We start from the raw sequence: 12,582 nt of genomic DNA, 5'->3' as shown, positions 1-12,582 counted from the left end.
CCGAGCATCATCATGATCATCGAACGAGACGTCCGCATTCCTGTCGACGATGGGCTCTGGCTGTCGGCCGACGTGTTCAGGCCCGAGGGTGACGAGCCTGTGCCTGTGATCATGACGCTGGGGCCGTATGGAAAGGGTGTGCGCTATCAGGACCAATACAGCGCGAGCTGGCGCTGGATGACTGACCGGCATCCGAACCTGCTGGAAGGATCGAAACACGAGTTCCTCACCTGGGAAACCGTCGATCCCGAAATCTGGATTCCCTGGGGCTATGCCGTCATGCGCGTGGATTCTCGCGGCGCAGCCAGCACGCCCGGCCGTCTCGACATTCTATCGCCGCGCGAAACTCGCGATTATGCTCAGGCGATCGAATGGGCGGGAAGCCAACTCTGGTCGAACGGCAAGGTCGGGCTGAACGGCATCTCCTACTACGCGATCAACCAATGGCATGTAGCTGCGCTCGCCCCCCGTCATCTGGCGGCGATGATCCCTTGGGAAGGCGCTGCTGACGTGTATCGCGACTTCTTCCGGCACGGCGGCATCCTCTCGAACAAGTTCCTAGAGACCTGGTACCCTCGTCAGATCCTGTCGGTTCAGCATGGAAACGCGGCTGCGCCGCTCGACCCGTGGACGGGCTTGCGCAGTACCGGACCTGATGGGCTGACGGTGCGGGAGCTTGCCGATGCACGGGTGGATACACTGGCGAACGCGCGGGCCCGCGAATTGGAAGACGAGTGGTACGCTACTCGTCGCCCCGATTGGTCGAAGGTCACGACGCCGTTTCTGAGCGCGGCAAACTGGGCGGGCTTCGGTCTCCATCCCCGCGGCAATTTCGAAGCGTTCACCAATGCCGCTGCGACGGAGAAATGGCTGGAGGTTCATCCGGGACGCCACGAGGAATGGTTTTATCTCCCCTACGGGATGGAGCTGCAGAAGCGCTTCCTCGACCATTACCTTAAAGGAGTGCCTAACGGCTGGCAGGAGGAGCCTCAGGTGCTTCTCCATATCAGACATCCCTTCAGTGGCGCCTTTGAGCTGCGCAAGGAGCACGAATGGCCGCTGGGCAGGACACAATGGCAGCCAATGTTTCTCGATGCAGGTGCAAATGCTTTGCGATCGGACCAGCCGAAGGCTGGCTCGATAAGCTTTGAAGCGATGGGCGACGGGGTTCGGCTTCTCTCGCACGAGCTATCGGAAACGACGGAGATCACCGGCCCGCTTGCCCTCAAGCTCTTCGTTTCATCCTCGACGACCGACGCCGACCTGTTCGTAACGCTGCTGGCCTTCGCGCCGGACGGTCGCGAAGTTACGTTCCAAGGCACCGTCGATGCGAAGACGCCTCTGGCGCAAGGATGGCTGCGCGCCTCGCACCGCAAGCTCTGCCCGCAGCGCTCGCTGCCATACCGGCCGTTTCACACCCATGACGAAAAATGGCCTCTGATTCCGGACGAGGTCTACGAGCTCGATATCGAGATCTGGCCGACCTGCATCGTGCTGCCGAAGGGTTATCGCCTGGCGCTGGACCTTCGTGGTACGGACTTCGCGCGGCCTCTCGCCGCTGGTGAAGGGCCGCATCGCGGGTCGGGACCCTGGCTGCACGACGATCCGATCGACCGCAACCCGGCGATCTTCGGCGGCCGGACGACGATTCACACCGGAGCGGCGTTTCCGAGCCATCTGCTACTGCCGGTCATTCCCGCGCCCGCCCGTCCTGCAGCGTCACCGTCGAGCGACACGCGATGAAATGGGCTTCGTTCAGGGACGCCGAACACCGCGAGCGGGTCGCATTGCTCGAAGGCCAAGCTCTTCATGCGCTGCCGGCAGGAGCAAGCCTGCTACAATTGCTCGGAGATGACGGCGAACGCCTGTCGCGGGCTGCCGAGCAAGCGCGGTCGAACCCTGACCTTATCGTGTCATGGCCGGACGCAGATCTTCTCGCTCCGGTTCCGGAACCGCCCTCGATCCGCGACTTCTACGCTTTCGAGCAGCACGCGAGGGCCGGCAGGCGCAGCCGCGGCCTCCCGATGGCGCCGGAATGGTTCGAGATTCCGGTCTTCTATTTTACCAACCCCGCAGCGGTGGTCGGCAGCCGCTCGACCGTGTACGGCGCGCCGGGCAGCAGGATGCTCGATTTCGAAGCCGAGATCGCAGCCGTCATCGGCCTGCCCGCCCGTGATGTGGCGCCGGAGCAGGCCGGCCGCCACATCGCCGGCCTGATGATCATGAACGACTGGAGTGCGCGCGATCACCAGCGCAAGGAGGCCGCCGTCGGACTCGGCTCCGCCAAGGGCAAGGACTTCGCTACGACACTCGGACCTTTTCTCGTCACGCTCGACGAATTGGAGGATGCCCGCAAGGGCGCCGCGTATGACTTGGCAATCGCCGCCAGCGTCAATGGACGCCATTACACGACGGGCAATCTCGCCGACATCTCCTGGTCCTTCGAGGAAATGTTGTCCTTCGCCGCACGCGGGGCCACTGTTCGCGCGGGCGACATCATCGGCTCTGGCACCTGCAGCACTGGCTGTATTCTGGAGCTCTCGCAATCGCACGGCACAGACCGGTTTCCGTGGCTCTCTTCAGGGGATCGGGTCGTCATCGAAGTCGATCGCCTCGGCTCGATCGAAAACAGGATCGTCGAGGTGGCCGTGCCCCACCCACTGAAGCCCCGATTGCCGAGAATGCCGGAGGATGAACGCTGATGGCGCGCCGTTTCGTCGACATCTCCGTGCCGCTGCAAGCCGGTATCGCCTCGGATCCGCCGGGCTCCGAGCCGACGATCGAATACATCGATCATGAAAAAGGACTTGAGCGGCTGCTGCCTCACTTTCCGGGGCTCACCGCGAATGACCTGCCGGACCGCTGCGGCTGGGCTATCGAGAAAGTCGCGCTAACAACGCATAACGGCACGCATCTCGATGCACCCTGGCATTTTCATCCGACGATGAACGGCGGTGAGCGAGCCTGGACCATCGACGAGATCCCGCTGGAGTGGTGCTATGCCCGTGGCGTGAAGCTGGACTTCAGGCATCTGCCGGACGGCCACGTCGTTTCAGCCGACGAGGTCCAAGAGGAATTGGGGCGGATTGAACACGAGGTCAGGCCGCTCGACATCGTCCTGATCAATACTCGGGCCGGTCTCCGCTACGGTAAGGAGGACTATCTGCGATCCGGCTGTGGCATGGGCCGCGAGGCGACCCTGTTTTTGCTTGAGAAAGGCGTCAGGGTCACCGGTACGGACGCTTGGAGCTGGGACGCCCCTTTCATCCATACAGCCCGCAGATACGCCGAGACCGGCGACGCCAGCATCATCTGGGAGGGCCACAAGGCCGGGCGTGAGATCGGCTATTGCCACATAGAGAAGCTGCACAATCTTGAAAGCCTTCCCCCGACAGGCTTCGAGGTGATCTGCTTCCCGGTCACGATCGAGCGCGCCTCCGCTGGATGGACACGCGCCGTCGCCGTGGTCGACGTAATAGGGTAAGCCGCGCCGTCGAAGCTTGTGTTGGTCCATTGCGCCAGTTCCGGACGTAGGGCTACCGCCTAAAAGCAGACGCTGATTCCTTACGCAAGCTGGGACTCGGTGGGTCCACGACGAGAGGCGAAACACTTCCATCGGCAACGGTACTGCGTTTATTTTTTGCTGCCGTGGATCTGCGAGTTACGCCGTCGTCCCACCTTGAGACGAGTCATGCGCGAACCTGCTGCGTCTGCGCAGCTGGAGGATCTGAACGGTCAAGCCGACGATGAGCATGACGACGAGGCTGGCCAGTGAGACGAGGAGAAGCGGTGACTTTGGATCGGTCACCAAGGGATGGCCGTCCGGAACGCGGCGAAGCGTTTCGCTGACGCTTGGCACCATCAATAGAATCGTCGTCAGGGTCAGGAAAATCGTCTCGAGGTAGATGCCGGCGCGGCCGAATTGCGACATGCGGCGGCCAATGCCATACCCGGCGACCAGAAGCAGGATCGTCGCTGCGCCGATGCCATAGCTTATGGGCTCGCGGGCCACCAAAAACACCGTTGTCCCACCGATCAGCATCGAAACAAAATAAAGGGCGCCGGGAGCAGATCGCGGCACGATCCTGCCGTGGCGGGCAAACATATAGATGGCGAGAGGAATGGCGGGGAGGCTACCAAGCGTGTGCACCCAGCCGAGCGGTGAGATTCCAAACATCTAGGTTGTCCTGTTTTCTGATGAATGATCCCGGCTGGCGGCGGTCGCGGTTCGTGCAACGTGACGATCCTTGGCTTCAATCGAGCCGCTCCAAGGCGATAAGCGCCTCGAGGCCGGTGTCATGGGCAGCTCAAACCTGCCTCTCTGCCTCGCCATGCGCAGGGGACGCCTGCCGAACGAGGGTGATGCTCAGAGCCACGCTTCCGGCGAGACAGAAGGCGATGCAAAGGACGGCGACGATTAGCGCCTGCGTGATGGCGGCAGCATCGGTCCGCACGCCCAGCACCTCGTAGAAGATTCCGCCGATCACGGCGACGCTGAGCGCAGTGCTGACTTGGAGAGTCGAGCTGGCGATACCGGCGATCATGCCGGACAAGGCTGGCGCGACCCGGCTTGTCACCATGCGCATCAGGGTCGGCAGTGCGAGCCCTTGCCCGAAACCGATGACGAACAGGAGAGCGGCAAGCGGCATCGGTGCGGGATGCGAATCTGTCAGTGTTGCCGTGATGAGCCCGGCGAGACCCAGGAACCCGGCAACCTCCAGCCCCATGCCGATCGGATTGACATAGGCGCCGCAGACCCGTCGGAGGAAGGGTGTCGATAGCGGCCCGAGCAGGAAGCCGGCGCCGAACGGCAGGAAGATGAGGCCGGCCTGTAGCGCAGTCATATGCAGCGCCTCCTGCAAATAGACAGAGAGAAGCTGGAAAAAGCTGCCGATCGAATAGAACAACAGCGCGATCAGCAGCGCGTGGCCCAGTCCCGGTGCCCGCAAGGCGACCGGATCGAGCAGCGGCGCCCCACCCGCTCGTGCCAGCCGGTTCTCATAACGCCAGAAGAGCCATGCCAGCAGCGGCACCCCGACGAGCGACAGCCAGGACCAGAGCGGCCACCCGGCTTCGCGCCCCTCGATCAGCGGCACGAGCAGCGCACCGAGCGTCAGCATCGACAGCGCCATGCCGCCGAGATCCAGCCGGCGTGCGTCGCGCGCGCGCGTCTCTTTCAGCAGAGGAATGCCGAACAGGAGGACTAGCAGCGCTACCGGCAAGTTGACCAGGAAGATTGCCCGCCACCCCAGCCCCATGAAATCCAGCGCGATCAGGACGCCGCCCAATGCCTGCCCGACCACCGCAGCCAAACCGAAGATCGCACCATAGATGCCAAGGGCGAGCGGCTTCTCCCTCTCCGGGAAAATCGCCTGCACTGAAGCGAGCGCCTGGGGCGCGATCAAGGCCGCCGTTACGCCCTGGAATGCGCGCCCGGCGACCAGCACCCAGGGCGACCAGGCGAAGCCGCACAGCGTCGAGGCGGCGGCAAAGCCGATAAGGCCGAGAAAGAACACACGGCCGCGACCGAGCAGATCGCCAAGCCGACCACCGGTCGTCAGCGTTACGGCATAGAGCGCGGCATAGGAAGAAATGACGAGCTGTTCGGCGGAAGAGGAGGCGCCCAGTTCCGCCCGGATCGAGGGAAGAGCCACATTGACGATGAAGAAGTCGAGAGGCGGCAGGAAAGCGCCGACGAGCAGGATCACGAACATCGTCCAGCGCCGTGGCTCGGGCAGGGCGTCGCCGTCCGGCGCCCTGGCGGTCGCAAGGGCTGTAACTTCACATGTCGTCACGCTCACGAGCTTGTTTCCGTTCTTGAAGCTGAATTGCGTTATCCCGGTCGATTCAGGCCGCCTCGCCGGCGGTGTCGAAGTCGGTAGCGATGGAGATGTCGCGCCAGGCAGCAATGTCGGCGCGGAAGGAGTCCAGCTTTTGCTCCGCGATCGCGTGGGCGCGCGGGCCGATCGGGAGGTGCAGCGGCGGATGCTCGGCATCAATGGCCTGGAGCATCACGGCGACGGCCTTGGCCGGGTCGCCCGCCTGCCTGCCGTTATTGGTCTCGCGATATCGACGTCTTGCGGGCACCGTCTCGGCATAGGCGTCGATCTCCCGCGCCGCGGTGAGCATCGAGCGACCGAGAAATTCGGTGCGGAATGGGCCGGGCTCGACGATGATCACCTGCACGCCGAGCGGACGAAGCTCCTGTGCGAGCGCTTCGGAGAGGCCCTCGACCGCGAATTTGCTCGCGTTGTAGAGGCCGAAACCGGCGGAGCCGGAGATCCCGGCCCCGGAGGACAGGTTGACGATGCGGGCGCCGGCACGCTTGCGCAGCGCCGGCAGGGCGGCCCGGGTTGTCTCGATCAGGCCGAAGAGATTCACCTCGAACATCGGCCGATATTCCTCGGGCTCTCCCTCTTCGACCGCACCGATGAGGCCGAAGCCGGCATTGTTGACGAGGACATCGAGACCGCCGAACGCCCTCTCCGCCAACGCCACAGCCTTTGCGGCGTCGCCGGCGCGCGTGACGTCCAGTGACATGCTGCGAACCGTCTCGGGATAGCGTTCGCACAGTGAGCTCAAGCTGTCGGTCCAACGGGCGGTGGCGATGAGGCGATCGCCCCGCGCGGCTACGGCTTCGGCAAGCTGCCGGCCCAAGCCCGACGAGCATCCTGTGATCAGCCAGGTCTTCATCATGTCCTCCTTCCGCGCCCAGAGCGGCGCACCGCGCACGAACCCGCCGTCATAAGCAGCCCGCGCGCTTCTCGTCTCCAGTAGGATGTGGGGAAGATAGACGGTTGGATTCGTTCGAGAACTGACAGTACCGTACAGCTCCGGTTCAATTTTGTGGGTGCGGCGATGGAGTGGAGCGATGTCAGGATCTTTCTCGCCATAGCCCGCACCGGCACGCTAGGCGCTGCCGCTCGCGCGCTTCATCTGAGCCATCCCACGGTCGGACGCCGCCTTCGGGCTCTCGAACAGGCCACCGGCCATACGCTTTTCCAGAGAACGGCCGAAGGGTTCATTCCGACGGAAGAAGGAAGCGCTGTCATCGCGCTGGCCGAGCAGATGGAGGAAGGCGCTCTGGCCATCGAGCGACGGCTTGCCGGACAAGAGCAAGCCCTTCAGGGCACTTTGCGCATCTCGTCAGCCGACTGGTTCGGCGCCTATGTCCTGCCGCCGATCATCGACGACTATGCAAAGGCCTATCCGCAGGTCGATCTGGAGATTCTCACCGGCACCCGGCTGTTCAGCCTCGCGCAACGGGAGGCCGATATCGCTTTCCGGATCGTCCCGTTCGACAGCCCAGACGTCGTGCAGCGACGACTGGTCCGTCTGCCCTATGGTGTGTACGTCGCGGCGGATTCACCCGAGCCGGTCTTTGGCGATGGAGCCGGCTTCCGGCTCATCACGCATGACACGTCGACTGGCCAGTTCCCGGATATCGCCTGGCTCATTGAGAGCTTTCCGAAAGCGAAGCCGCTCGTGCGGTCTAACAATCGCAACGTACAGGGGCGCATGAGCCGCCAGGGCATCGGCATCGCCGTCCTGCCACAGGTAGTCGGAAGCCAGATCGTGGGGCTTCGCAAGCTCGACCTGCCGGCAGAGCCACCCTCACGAGATATCTGGATGGGCTATCACCGGGACATCCGGCGTCTTCAACGGCTGCGGGCATTTATCACCGCTGTGACCGATCATATGACTAAGTTGCCGTTCCAGCTTTAAGCGCACCGGTCGGTAGATTCATTTAACGGTCGGGCGACATTCGCGCTGCGCCACAAGCTGAAATTGGCGCATTGCCCGGAGGCAGACATAACGGCGAGCTTGGCCTGGCTGCCAAGCAAGGAGATTATAGAATCTCCGGCAGGCCGCCATCACGCCGGCGACTCGCATAGTGCGCACCGATCCGGTCTCCCGATTGAAACACACCCGGTTGGGAGCGCCTGAGGAGCCTAAGATTGAGCCGGTAGCGCTCCGCCGTCGGGACTGCGGGGATGGCAGGGCCGACGAGGAATAAGGCCTGGGGCCGCGCATCCCGCCGGCTCCGCCATCCGACCTTCTCAGCCCGCCGCCGGGGCCGGCGTATTCAGCAGCTGCTGTTCCCACATATCGGCGACGCCGCTGCCGCCGACATGGTCGATTATGACCTGCGTCAGCGAGCCGGCGGTGTCGAGCCGCGCCCAATCGCGCTGCCATTCCGCGGCCAGCGCCAGCCACGTCATCATGTTGATGCCGGCCGCGATCATCCGCTGGATGGCGACCTCGTGCGCCTCGACCGAGGTGCCCCCCGATGCGTCGGTGATCACCGTCACGTCCCAGCCCTCCCCCGCTGCCTGGATGGCTGGCATGGCGACGCAGATCTCCGTCCAGAGCCCGGCGATGATCAGCTGCTTGCGGCCGGTCGCCTTCACAGCATCGACGACTGCCCTGTCCTCCGACGTGTTGATGAACGTACGGTCGATCACCTCCTGGCCGGGGAAGACGTCGGTAACGTGCTTGAAGATCAGGCCGCCGCGGGCCGCTATAACGCTCGTCAGGATCGTCGGAACACCGAAGACCTTGGCTGTCTTTGCGAGAGCGGTCGTATTGTTCACGACCGCGTGGGGATCGTGACTGTTCAGGTTTGCCAGCTGGTAGGGCTGGTGATCGATGAGCACGAGCACCGAATCTCTGGGGCGAAGAAGCGAGTCGAGGCCGTTGCGAAAGTCATGTTGGTTCCTTGGCTGGTGTGCCATCGCCTTTTCCGACGCGGTAGCTCTACATCATGCTATGCTGTGTTGCGCATCTGGGAACACGGCATGGATATTGAAGAACTGCGTACGTTCGTGGAGGTCGCGGACGCAGGAGGAGTAACTGCTGCGGCGCTGCGATTGGGGGTGTCGAAGTCGATCGTCAGCCGGGGGCTGGCGCGGCTTGAGGCAGATCTGGGTATCCAGCTGCTTGCGCGCACGACACGGGCGCAGCACTGACGGAAGCTAGGATAACCTTCCGGGATCACGCTGCAAAGGTCTGCGGCGAAATCGACATAGGGCGTGAAACGATCCTCCCCGCCGGCGCGCTACGAGGGCGCTTCAGGATCGCGGCTCCCCTAACCTTTGGACCGACCCACTTCGCGTCTGTCATCGCGGAGCTGGCGCTGCGCAATCCCGAATTGCAGGTTCAGACATGCTATTCGGACCGGTTCGTTGACCTCATCGCAGATGGGTTCGACTGCGCCATCCGCGATCTCGCCGTGAGCTTTCTTCAGGACGTGGCGCGGGCGCGCATCGAGCCTGGCTAGGGCTGGGCTATGCCCGGTTGGACGATGTCGATCGGGCCATCGCCGATATCGGCAGGGTCATGGAATTGGATACCGGGAATGCGGGCGCCATGCTGTTCGAGCGCGCCAAGCTGAAGCGCCTCAAGGGCGATGCGGCAGGTGCCTTCGCTGATCTCGGCGCGGTCATCGACATCGGCCAAGCTCAACTCGGCCCGGCTTTCTTTGAACGCGCCACCCTTCATGCCCGCAGTGAGGATAATACCGCCGCGCTCGCCGATATAGACCGGGCGCTGGCGCATGGCATCGATGATGTTCGTGCCCATAATCTCAAGGGCTGGGCGCTTTTCAAGCTGGGTAGGCCGACCGAGGCGCTCGCCAGCGCGGAAACTGCGCTCGCCAGGGATCCGCAGGCCGCATACGCGCATGATACGCGTGGACATGCACTGGAGGCGCTCGGCCGACGCGAGGAGGCCGTTTTAGCCTACAAACACGCACTGGCGCTGGATCCGAAGGAAGAAGAGGCGCGCGTGGGACTGAGGCGGCTCGGCGTCGAACCATAGATGATTACGGACCATGCATCGGAAGCCACGGCCTCAAAATCGACGGGGTTCTCGCAAATTTCGACGCTCGACGATTGAGCTTCGGAGGGACCACAGCTTGTCCGAAGAATGCAGCATTGTTAGGACACTCTCGACAGTGTCTGAAATTTACATCATACTTCGGACATGCTCGATCAACCGGCCACGGAGCTTCGGCGGCGCCTTATGGCCCGTATTGACGCGACGCCGGCAGAGGTGTGGACCCCCAGCGATTTCGCCGACCTCGCCAGCCGCGCTGCCATCGACAAGACATTGCAACGCCTCGTCGCGGCAGGCGAACTCCGTCGCATCAATCGTGGGCTCTACGACAAGCCGCGAAAAAGCAACCTCACCGGCAAAACGGCGGTCCCCGACTATCGAGCTGTGATCAGAGCCGTAACGCGGCGGGACCAAGCCCGCGTCGTGGTCGACGGCATGACCGCCGCAAACGACCTCGGCCTCACCACGGCGGTCCCGGCGCGCATTGAGGTGCTGATTGATGCCCGCTTGAAACCGATCACGCTGGGGAAGCAGGTCATCTACTTCAAATCGGCCGCACCCAGCCGTCTCTATTGGGCGGGACGCCCAGGCATGCGCGTCGTCCAAGCACTCTACTGGATGCAGGATATGATGAGTACGGAAGACGATCGACGGAGCGTCGAGAACCAACTTCGCAGGCTGCTTACCGCTCCCAAGCATGGAAAGGAGATACGCGAGGATCTTCGCGCGGGGCTCTCTGCCATGCCAATCTGGATGCAGGATTTTCTCCGGCCCCTTCTTGAACCTATGAATGGCGAGCTGGAGAATCACTCGTGAGCGCTGTTGCCTATGCCGAAGTCATCTCAGCCGCACCCGCCGAGAAGCTCGACCTCTTTTTGACCACAGCCAATCGGCTCGGCACCCCGATCGGGAATGTCGAAAAGGATTTTTGGGTCTGCTGGACTCTTGACGCCCTCTATCGGGAACGACCAGCGGGAGGGCCACGCCTGTTGTTCAAGGGTGGAACATCGCTATCGAAAGCCTATGGGCTCATTGAGCGATTTTCGGAAGACATCGACGTCACGGTGTTTCGTGACGATCTCGACGAGCCCGCTTCCGTGGAAGAGCTCGAAGCACTGTCGAACAACAAGCGCCGTGCTCGCCTTGACGCGGTCCGCGACGCCTGTCGCAGCTATATCACTGGCGCACTGCACGAATTCCTGGCCGAATACCTTGCTGCAGCGACGGACGGAAAAGGCCGAGTCGAGATCGATGAGGCAGACCCCGACCGACAGACGCTTCTGGTCTGGTATCCAGAGGTTGAGCCGCGCGATGAGTCATACGTGCGACCGGCAGTGCGGATCGAGTCCGGCGCCAAGTCGGCACTCGACCCCAACCAGCCCAGGAACATCCGGCCTTACATTGCCGACGACGCGGGCGGACTCGATCTCACGGTTGCGAATGTCACAACGATCAAGGGGGAGCGCACGTTTTGGGACAAGGTCGTGATCGCACACGGCCTGCGGCGCTGGTTCGAGCGGCGCGGCGAGCTGCGCCAGGCAGGCCAGCGGGTTTCGCGGCACTTCTATGATCTCCACTGTCTCTTTGCATCCGACACCGGCCGGGCTGCATTAGCCGACGCTGCGCTGGGAGCAGACTGTGTTCGCCACGCGCTCATGTTCTTCAACCGGACCGACTACGACCTGGCCACGGCCGCAACCGGATCATTTGCACTCGTGCCGACAGCAGCAATGATCGATGCGCTTGCGCGCGACTATGCAAACATGACGCCCATGATTTTCGGCGAAGCTCCTCGTTTCGAAGAAATCATAGCCTCGATGGAAATGATTGAACGGGCGGCCAACGGAGCGCGTTAGCAAGGACAGAGGCTTACCATTCGTCACGACGACCAGAACAGCGATCAGATCGGCTGCGATGCCTCCCGCGGAACTAGCCTTGGCTGCTGGCTTCGAGGAAGCGCCGTCGGTGATCACGCTCAACATGCGCGCCGCGGCGGCGGCGATGAACGAGTTCATCGCGCGGGCTTATCCGTTTCGATTGGATCGGAACGCGCGCTATGCTCGCACGCAATTCAGCCGGGCCGCCGGCGAGGAAGAGTTTGTCGCCGAAGCCGAATTTCCCCGATCTGACTTGGGCGTCTTCGCACGCGGTGGCCTGGAGCCGCTGCTGGGCTTACCCATGCTAAAGGGGCCGCAGAGGGCGGATCGGTGATCGACGTTCGGAATTGGTGGCGTGACACCTGGGCGCGCTTCGGCCCGGCGCGGCGGCTCATGCTGATCGAAGGCGACAGCCTGCCGAAGTCCATGCCTCGCCGCAACCTCGTATTGGCGCGCGACGACGGCGAGGATTGGTGCGTCGGCATGCGCTGCCCCTGCGGCTGCGGCGACGTTATTGAACTCTTGGTCATCGCCGAAGCCAAGCCGCGCTGGGATATCAGCGCGGACCGGAAGGGCAGGCCAAGCCTTGATCCGTCCGTGTGGCACAAGACAGGTTGCCAGTCGCATTTCTGGGTGCGGCGCGGTCGGATCGAGTGGTGTGATTAGATCTGGCGCTTCAAGCCGAAAAAAACATGATGATTCAAACTGCTCGAACGTGCACCCAGGAGGTTGAGTAGGGATGATTGTAGACCAGCCTTATCAGACTGCCCACGAGCATGCGTAATCGGGCGGACCCACGAGGGGTCGAGCTCCCATTAGGATCTAGGTAGATCCAAGAGGAGATACGCGATGTTCTACGCTGCGCTGG

The 12,582-nt window shown here is 62.9% G+C and carries 13 protein-coding genes and 1 pseudogene; 10 read left to right on the top strand and 4 right to left on the bottom strand.

The features are described 5' to 3' along the window. Nucleotides 1-12 precede the first annotated feature (12 nt). The 3 genes from GGC47_RS21820 to GGC47_RS21810 are packed head-to-tail and all read left to right on the top strand — an operon-like array spanning nucleotide 13 to nucleotide 3,484. Nucleotides 13-1,743, top strand: coding sequence for a CocE/NonD family hydrolase (locus GGC47_RS21820; RefSeq protein WP_429068699.1), 1,731 nt, complete (start codon nucleotides 13-15; stop codon nucleotides 1,741-1,743). Further along, nucleotides 1,740-2,702 carry a fumarylacetoacetate hydrolase family protein gene (locus GGC47_RS21815; RefSeq protein WP_429068697.1) on the top strand — a complete coding sequence of 321 codons (963 nt, stop codon included), beginning with the start codon at nucleotides 1,740-1,742 and terminating at the stop codon, nucleotides 2,700-2,702. Before GGC47_RS21820 ends, GGC47_RS21815 begins: the two co-directional genes overlap by 4 nt. Next, on the top strand, nucleotides 2,702-3,484 hold the full coding sequence (locus GGC47_RS21810) for a cyclase family protein (RefSeq protein WP_429068695.1): 783 nt from the start codon (nucleotides 2,702-2,704) through the stop codon (nucleotides 3,482-3,484). Before GGC47_RS21815 ends, GGC47_RS21810 begins: the two co-directional genes overlap by 1 nt. A 177-nt stretch (nucleotides 3,485-3,661) precedes the next feature. Here GGC47_RS21810 and GGC47_RS21805 read toward each other — a convergent pair whose 3' ends face one another. The 3 genes from GGC47_RS21805 to GGC47_RS21795 form a co-directional block, all read right to left on the bottom strand. Then, nucleotides 3,662-4,177: a hypothetical protein gene (locus tag GGC47_RS21805; protein ID WP_429068693.1), complete on the bottom strand. Its 516-nt coding sequence runs from the start codon at nucleotides 4,175-4,177 to the stop codon at nucleotides 3,662-3,664. 130 nt (nucleotides 4,178-4,307) lie between these two features. Continuing rightward, a complete protein-coding gene (locus GGC47_RS21800; RefSeq protein ID WP_429068691.1) occupies nucleotides 4,308-5,714 on the bottom strand; it encodes an MFS transporter in 1,407 nt (468 codons plus the stop codon). Between the two features lie 133 nt (nucleotides 5,715-5,847). Further along, the gene (locus GGC47_RS21795; protein ID WP_429069025.1) at nucleotides 5,848-6,693 is read right to left on the bottom strand and encodes an oxidoreductase; all 846 of its coding nucleotides are present in this window, start codon (nucleotides 6,691-6,693) and stop codon (nucleotides 5,848-5,850) included. A 165-nt stretch (nucleotides 6,694-6,858) separates the two neighbouring features. Between GGC47_RS21795 and GGC47_RS21790 the strand changes: the two genes are divergently transcribed. Next, a complete protein-coding gene (locus GGC47_RS21790) occupies nucleotides 6,859-7,725 on the top strand; it encodes a LysR family transcriptional regulator (RefSeq protein WP_429068690.1) in 867 nt (288 codons plus the stop codon). A gap of 335 nt (nucleotides 7,726-8,060) precedes the next feature. On the opposite strand, the gene GGC47_RS21785 is transcribed toward GGC47_RS21790, so the two are convergent. After that, entirely contained in the window at nucleotides 8,061-8,735 is a 675-nt protein-coding gene (locus tag GGC47_RS21785) for a hydrolase (RefSeq protein ID WP_429068689.1), read from the bottom strand. Between the two features lie 63 nt (nucleotides 8,736-8,798). Between GGC47_RS21785 and GGC47_RS21780 the strand changes: the two are divergent. The 6 genes and pseudogenes from GGC47_RS21780 to GGC47_RS21755 form a co-directional block, all read left to right on the top strand. Beyond that, nucleotides 8,799-9,250 (top strand): annotated as a pseudogene (locus tag GGC47_RS21780) (LysR family transcriptional regulator); the annotation flags it as partial. A gap of 47 nt (nucleotides 9,251-9,297) precedes the next feature. Continuing rightward, the gene (locus GGC47_RS21775; RefSeq protein ID WP_429068687.1) at nucleotides 9,298-9,819 is read left to right on the top strand and encodes a tetratricopeptide repeat protein; all 522 of its coding nucleotides are present in this window, start codon (nucleotides 9,298-9,300) and stop codon (nucleotides 9,817-9,819) included. Between the two features lie 165 nt (nucleotides 9,820-9,984). Further along, on the top strand, nucleotides 9,985-10,653 hold the full coding sequence (locus GGC47_RS21770; protein ID WP_429068685.1) for a DUF6088 family protein: 669 nt from the start codon (nucleotides 9,985-9,987) through the stop codon (nucleotides 10,651-10,653). Next, nucleotides 10,650-11,693, top strand: coding sequence for a nucleotidyl transferase AbiEii/AbiGii toxin family protein (locus tag GGC47_RS21765; protein WP_429068683.1), 1,044 nt, complete (start codon nucleotides 10,650-10,652; stop codon nucleotides 11,691-11,693). The genes GGC47_RS21770 and GGC47_RS21765 overlap by 4 nt, the downstream gene beginning before the upstream one ends. A 79-nt stretch (nucleotides 11,694-11,772) precedes the next feature. Next, on the top strand, nucleotides 11,773-12,048 hold the full coding sequence (locus GGC47_RS21760; RefSeq protein ID WP_429068682.1) for a hypothetical protein: 276 nt from the start codon (nucleotides 11,773-11,775) through the stop codon (nucleotides 12,046-12,048). Further along, a complete protein-coding gene (locus GGC47_RS21755; RefSeq protein ID WP_429068681.1) occupies nucleotides 12,045-12,380 on the top strand; it encodes a ubiquitination-like system serine protease family protein in 336 nt (111 codons plus the stop codon). The genes GGC47_RS21760 and GGC47_RS21755 overlap by 4 nt, the downstream gene beginning before the upstream one ends. Nucleotides 12,381-12,582 lie beyond the last annotated feature (202 nt).

Source organism: Allobosea sp. OAE752 (genome assembly GCF_050433265.1).
In the GTDB taxonomy this organism is placed as follows: domain Bacteria; phylum Pseudomonadota; class Alphaproteobacteria; order Rhizobiales; family Beijerinckiaceae; genus Allobosea; species Allobosea spartocytisi.
The sequence above is the reverse complement of the archived record's forward strand: the minus strand, read 5'-3'. Positions and strand labels throughout refer to the sequence as shown.

Bases quoted from the DNA above. Each gene is read 5' to 3' on its own strand.
- GGC47_RS21820 (WP_429068699.1), top strand. From the start codon at position 13: ATGATCATCGAACGAGACGTCCGCATTCCTGTCGACGATGGGCTCTGG.
- GGC47_RS21815 (WP_429068697.1), top strand. From the start codon at position 1,740: ATGAAATGGGCTTCGTTCAGGGACGCCGAACACCGCGAGCGGGTCGCA.
- GGC47_RS21810 (WP_429068695.1), top strand. From the start codon at position 2,702: ATGGCGCGCCGTTTCGTCGACATCTCCGTGCCGCTGCAAGCCGGTATC.
- GGC47_RS21805 (WP_429068693.1), bottom strand. From the start codon at position 4,177: ATGTTTGGAATCTCACCGCTCGGCTGGGTGCACACGCTTGGTAGCCTC.
- GGC47_RS21800 (WP_429068691.1), bottom strand. From the start codon at position 5,714: ATGTTCGTGATCCTGCTCGTCGGCGCTTTCCTGCCGCCTCTCGACTTC.
- GGC47_RS21795 (WP_429069025.1), bottom strand. From the start codon at position 6,693: ATGAAGACCTGGCTGATCACAGGATGCTCGTCGGGCTTGGGCCGGCAG.
- GGC47_RS21790 (WP_429068690.1), top strand. From the start codon at position 6,859: ATGGAGTGGAGCGATGTCAGGATCTTTCTCGCCATAGCCCGCACCGGC.
- GGC47_RS21785 (WP_429068689.1), bottom strand. From the start codon at position 8,735: ATGGCACACCAGCCAAGGAACCAACATGACTTTCGCAACGGCCTCGAC.
- GGC47_RS21770 (WP_429068685.1), top strand. From the start codon at position 9,985: ATGCTCGATCAACCGGCCACGGAGCTTCGGCGGCGCCTTATGGCCCGT.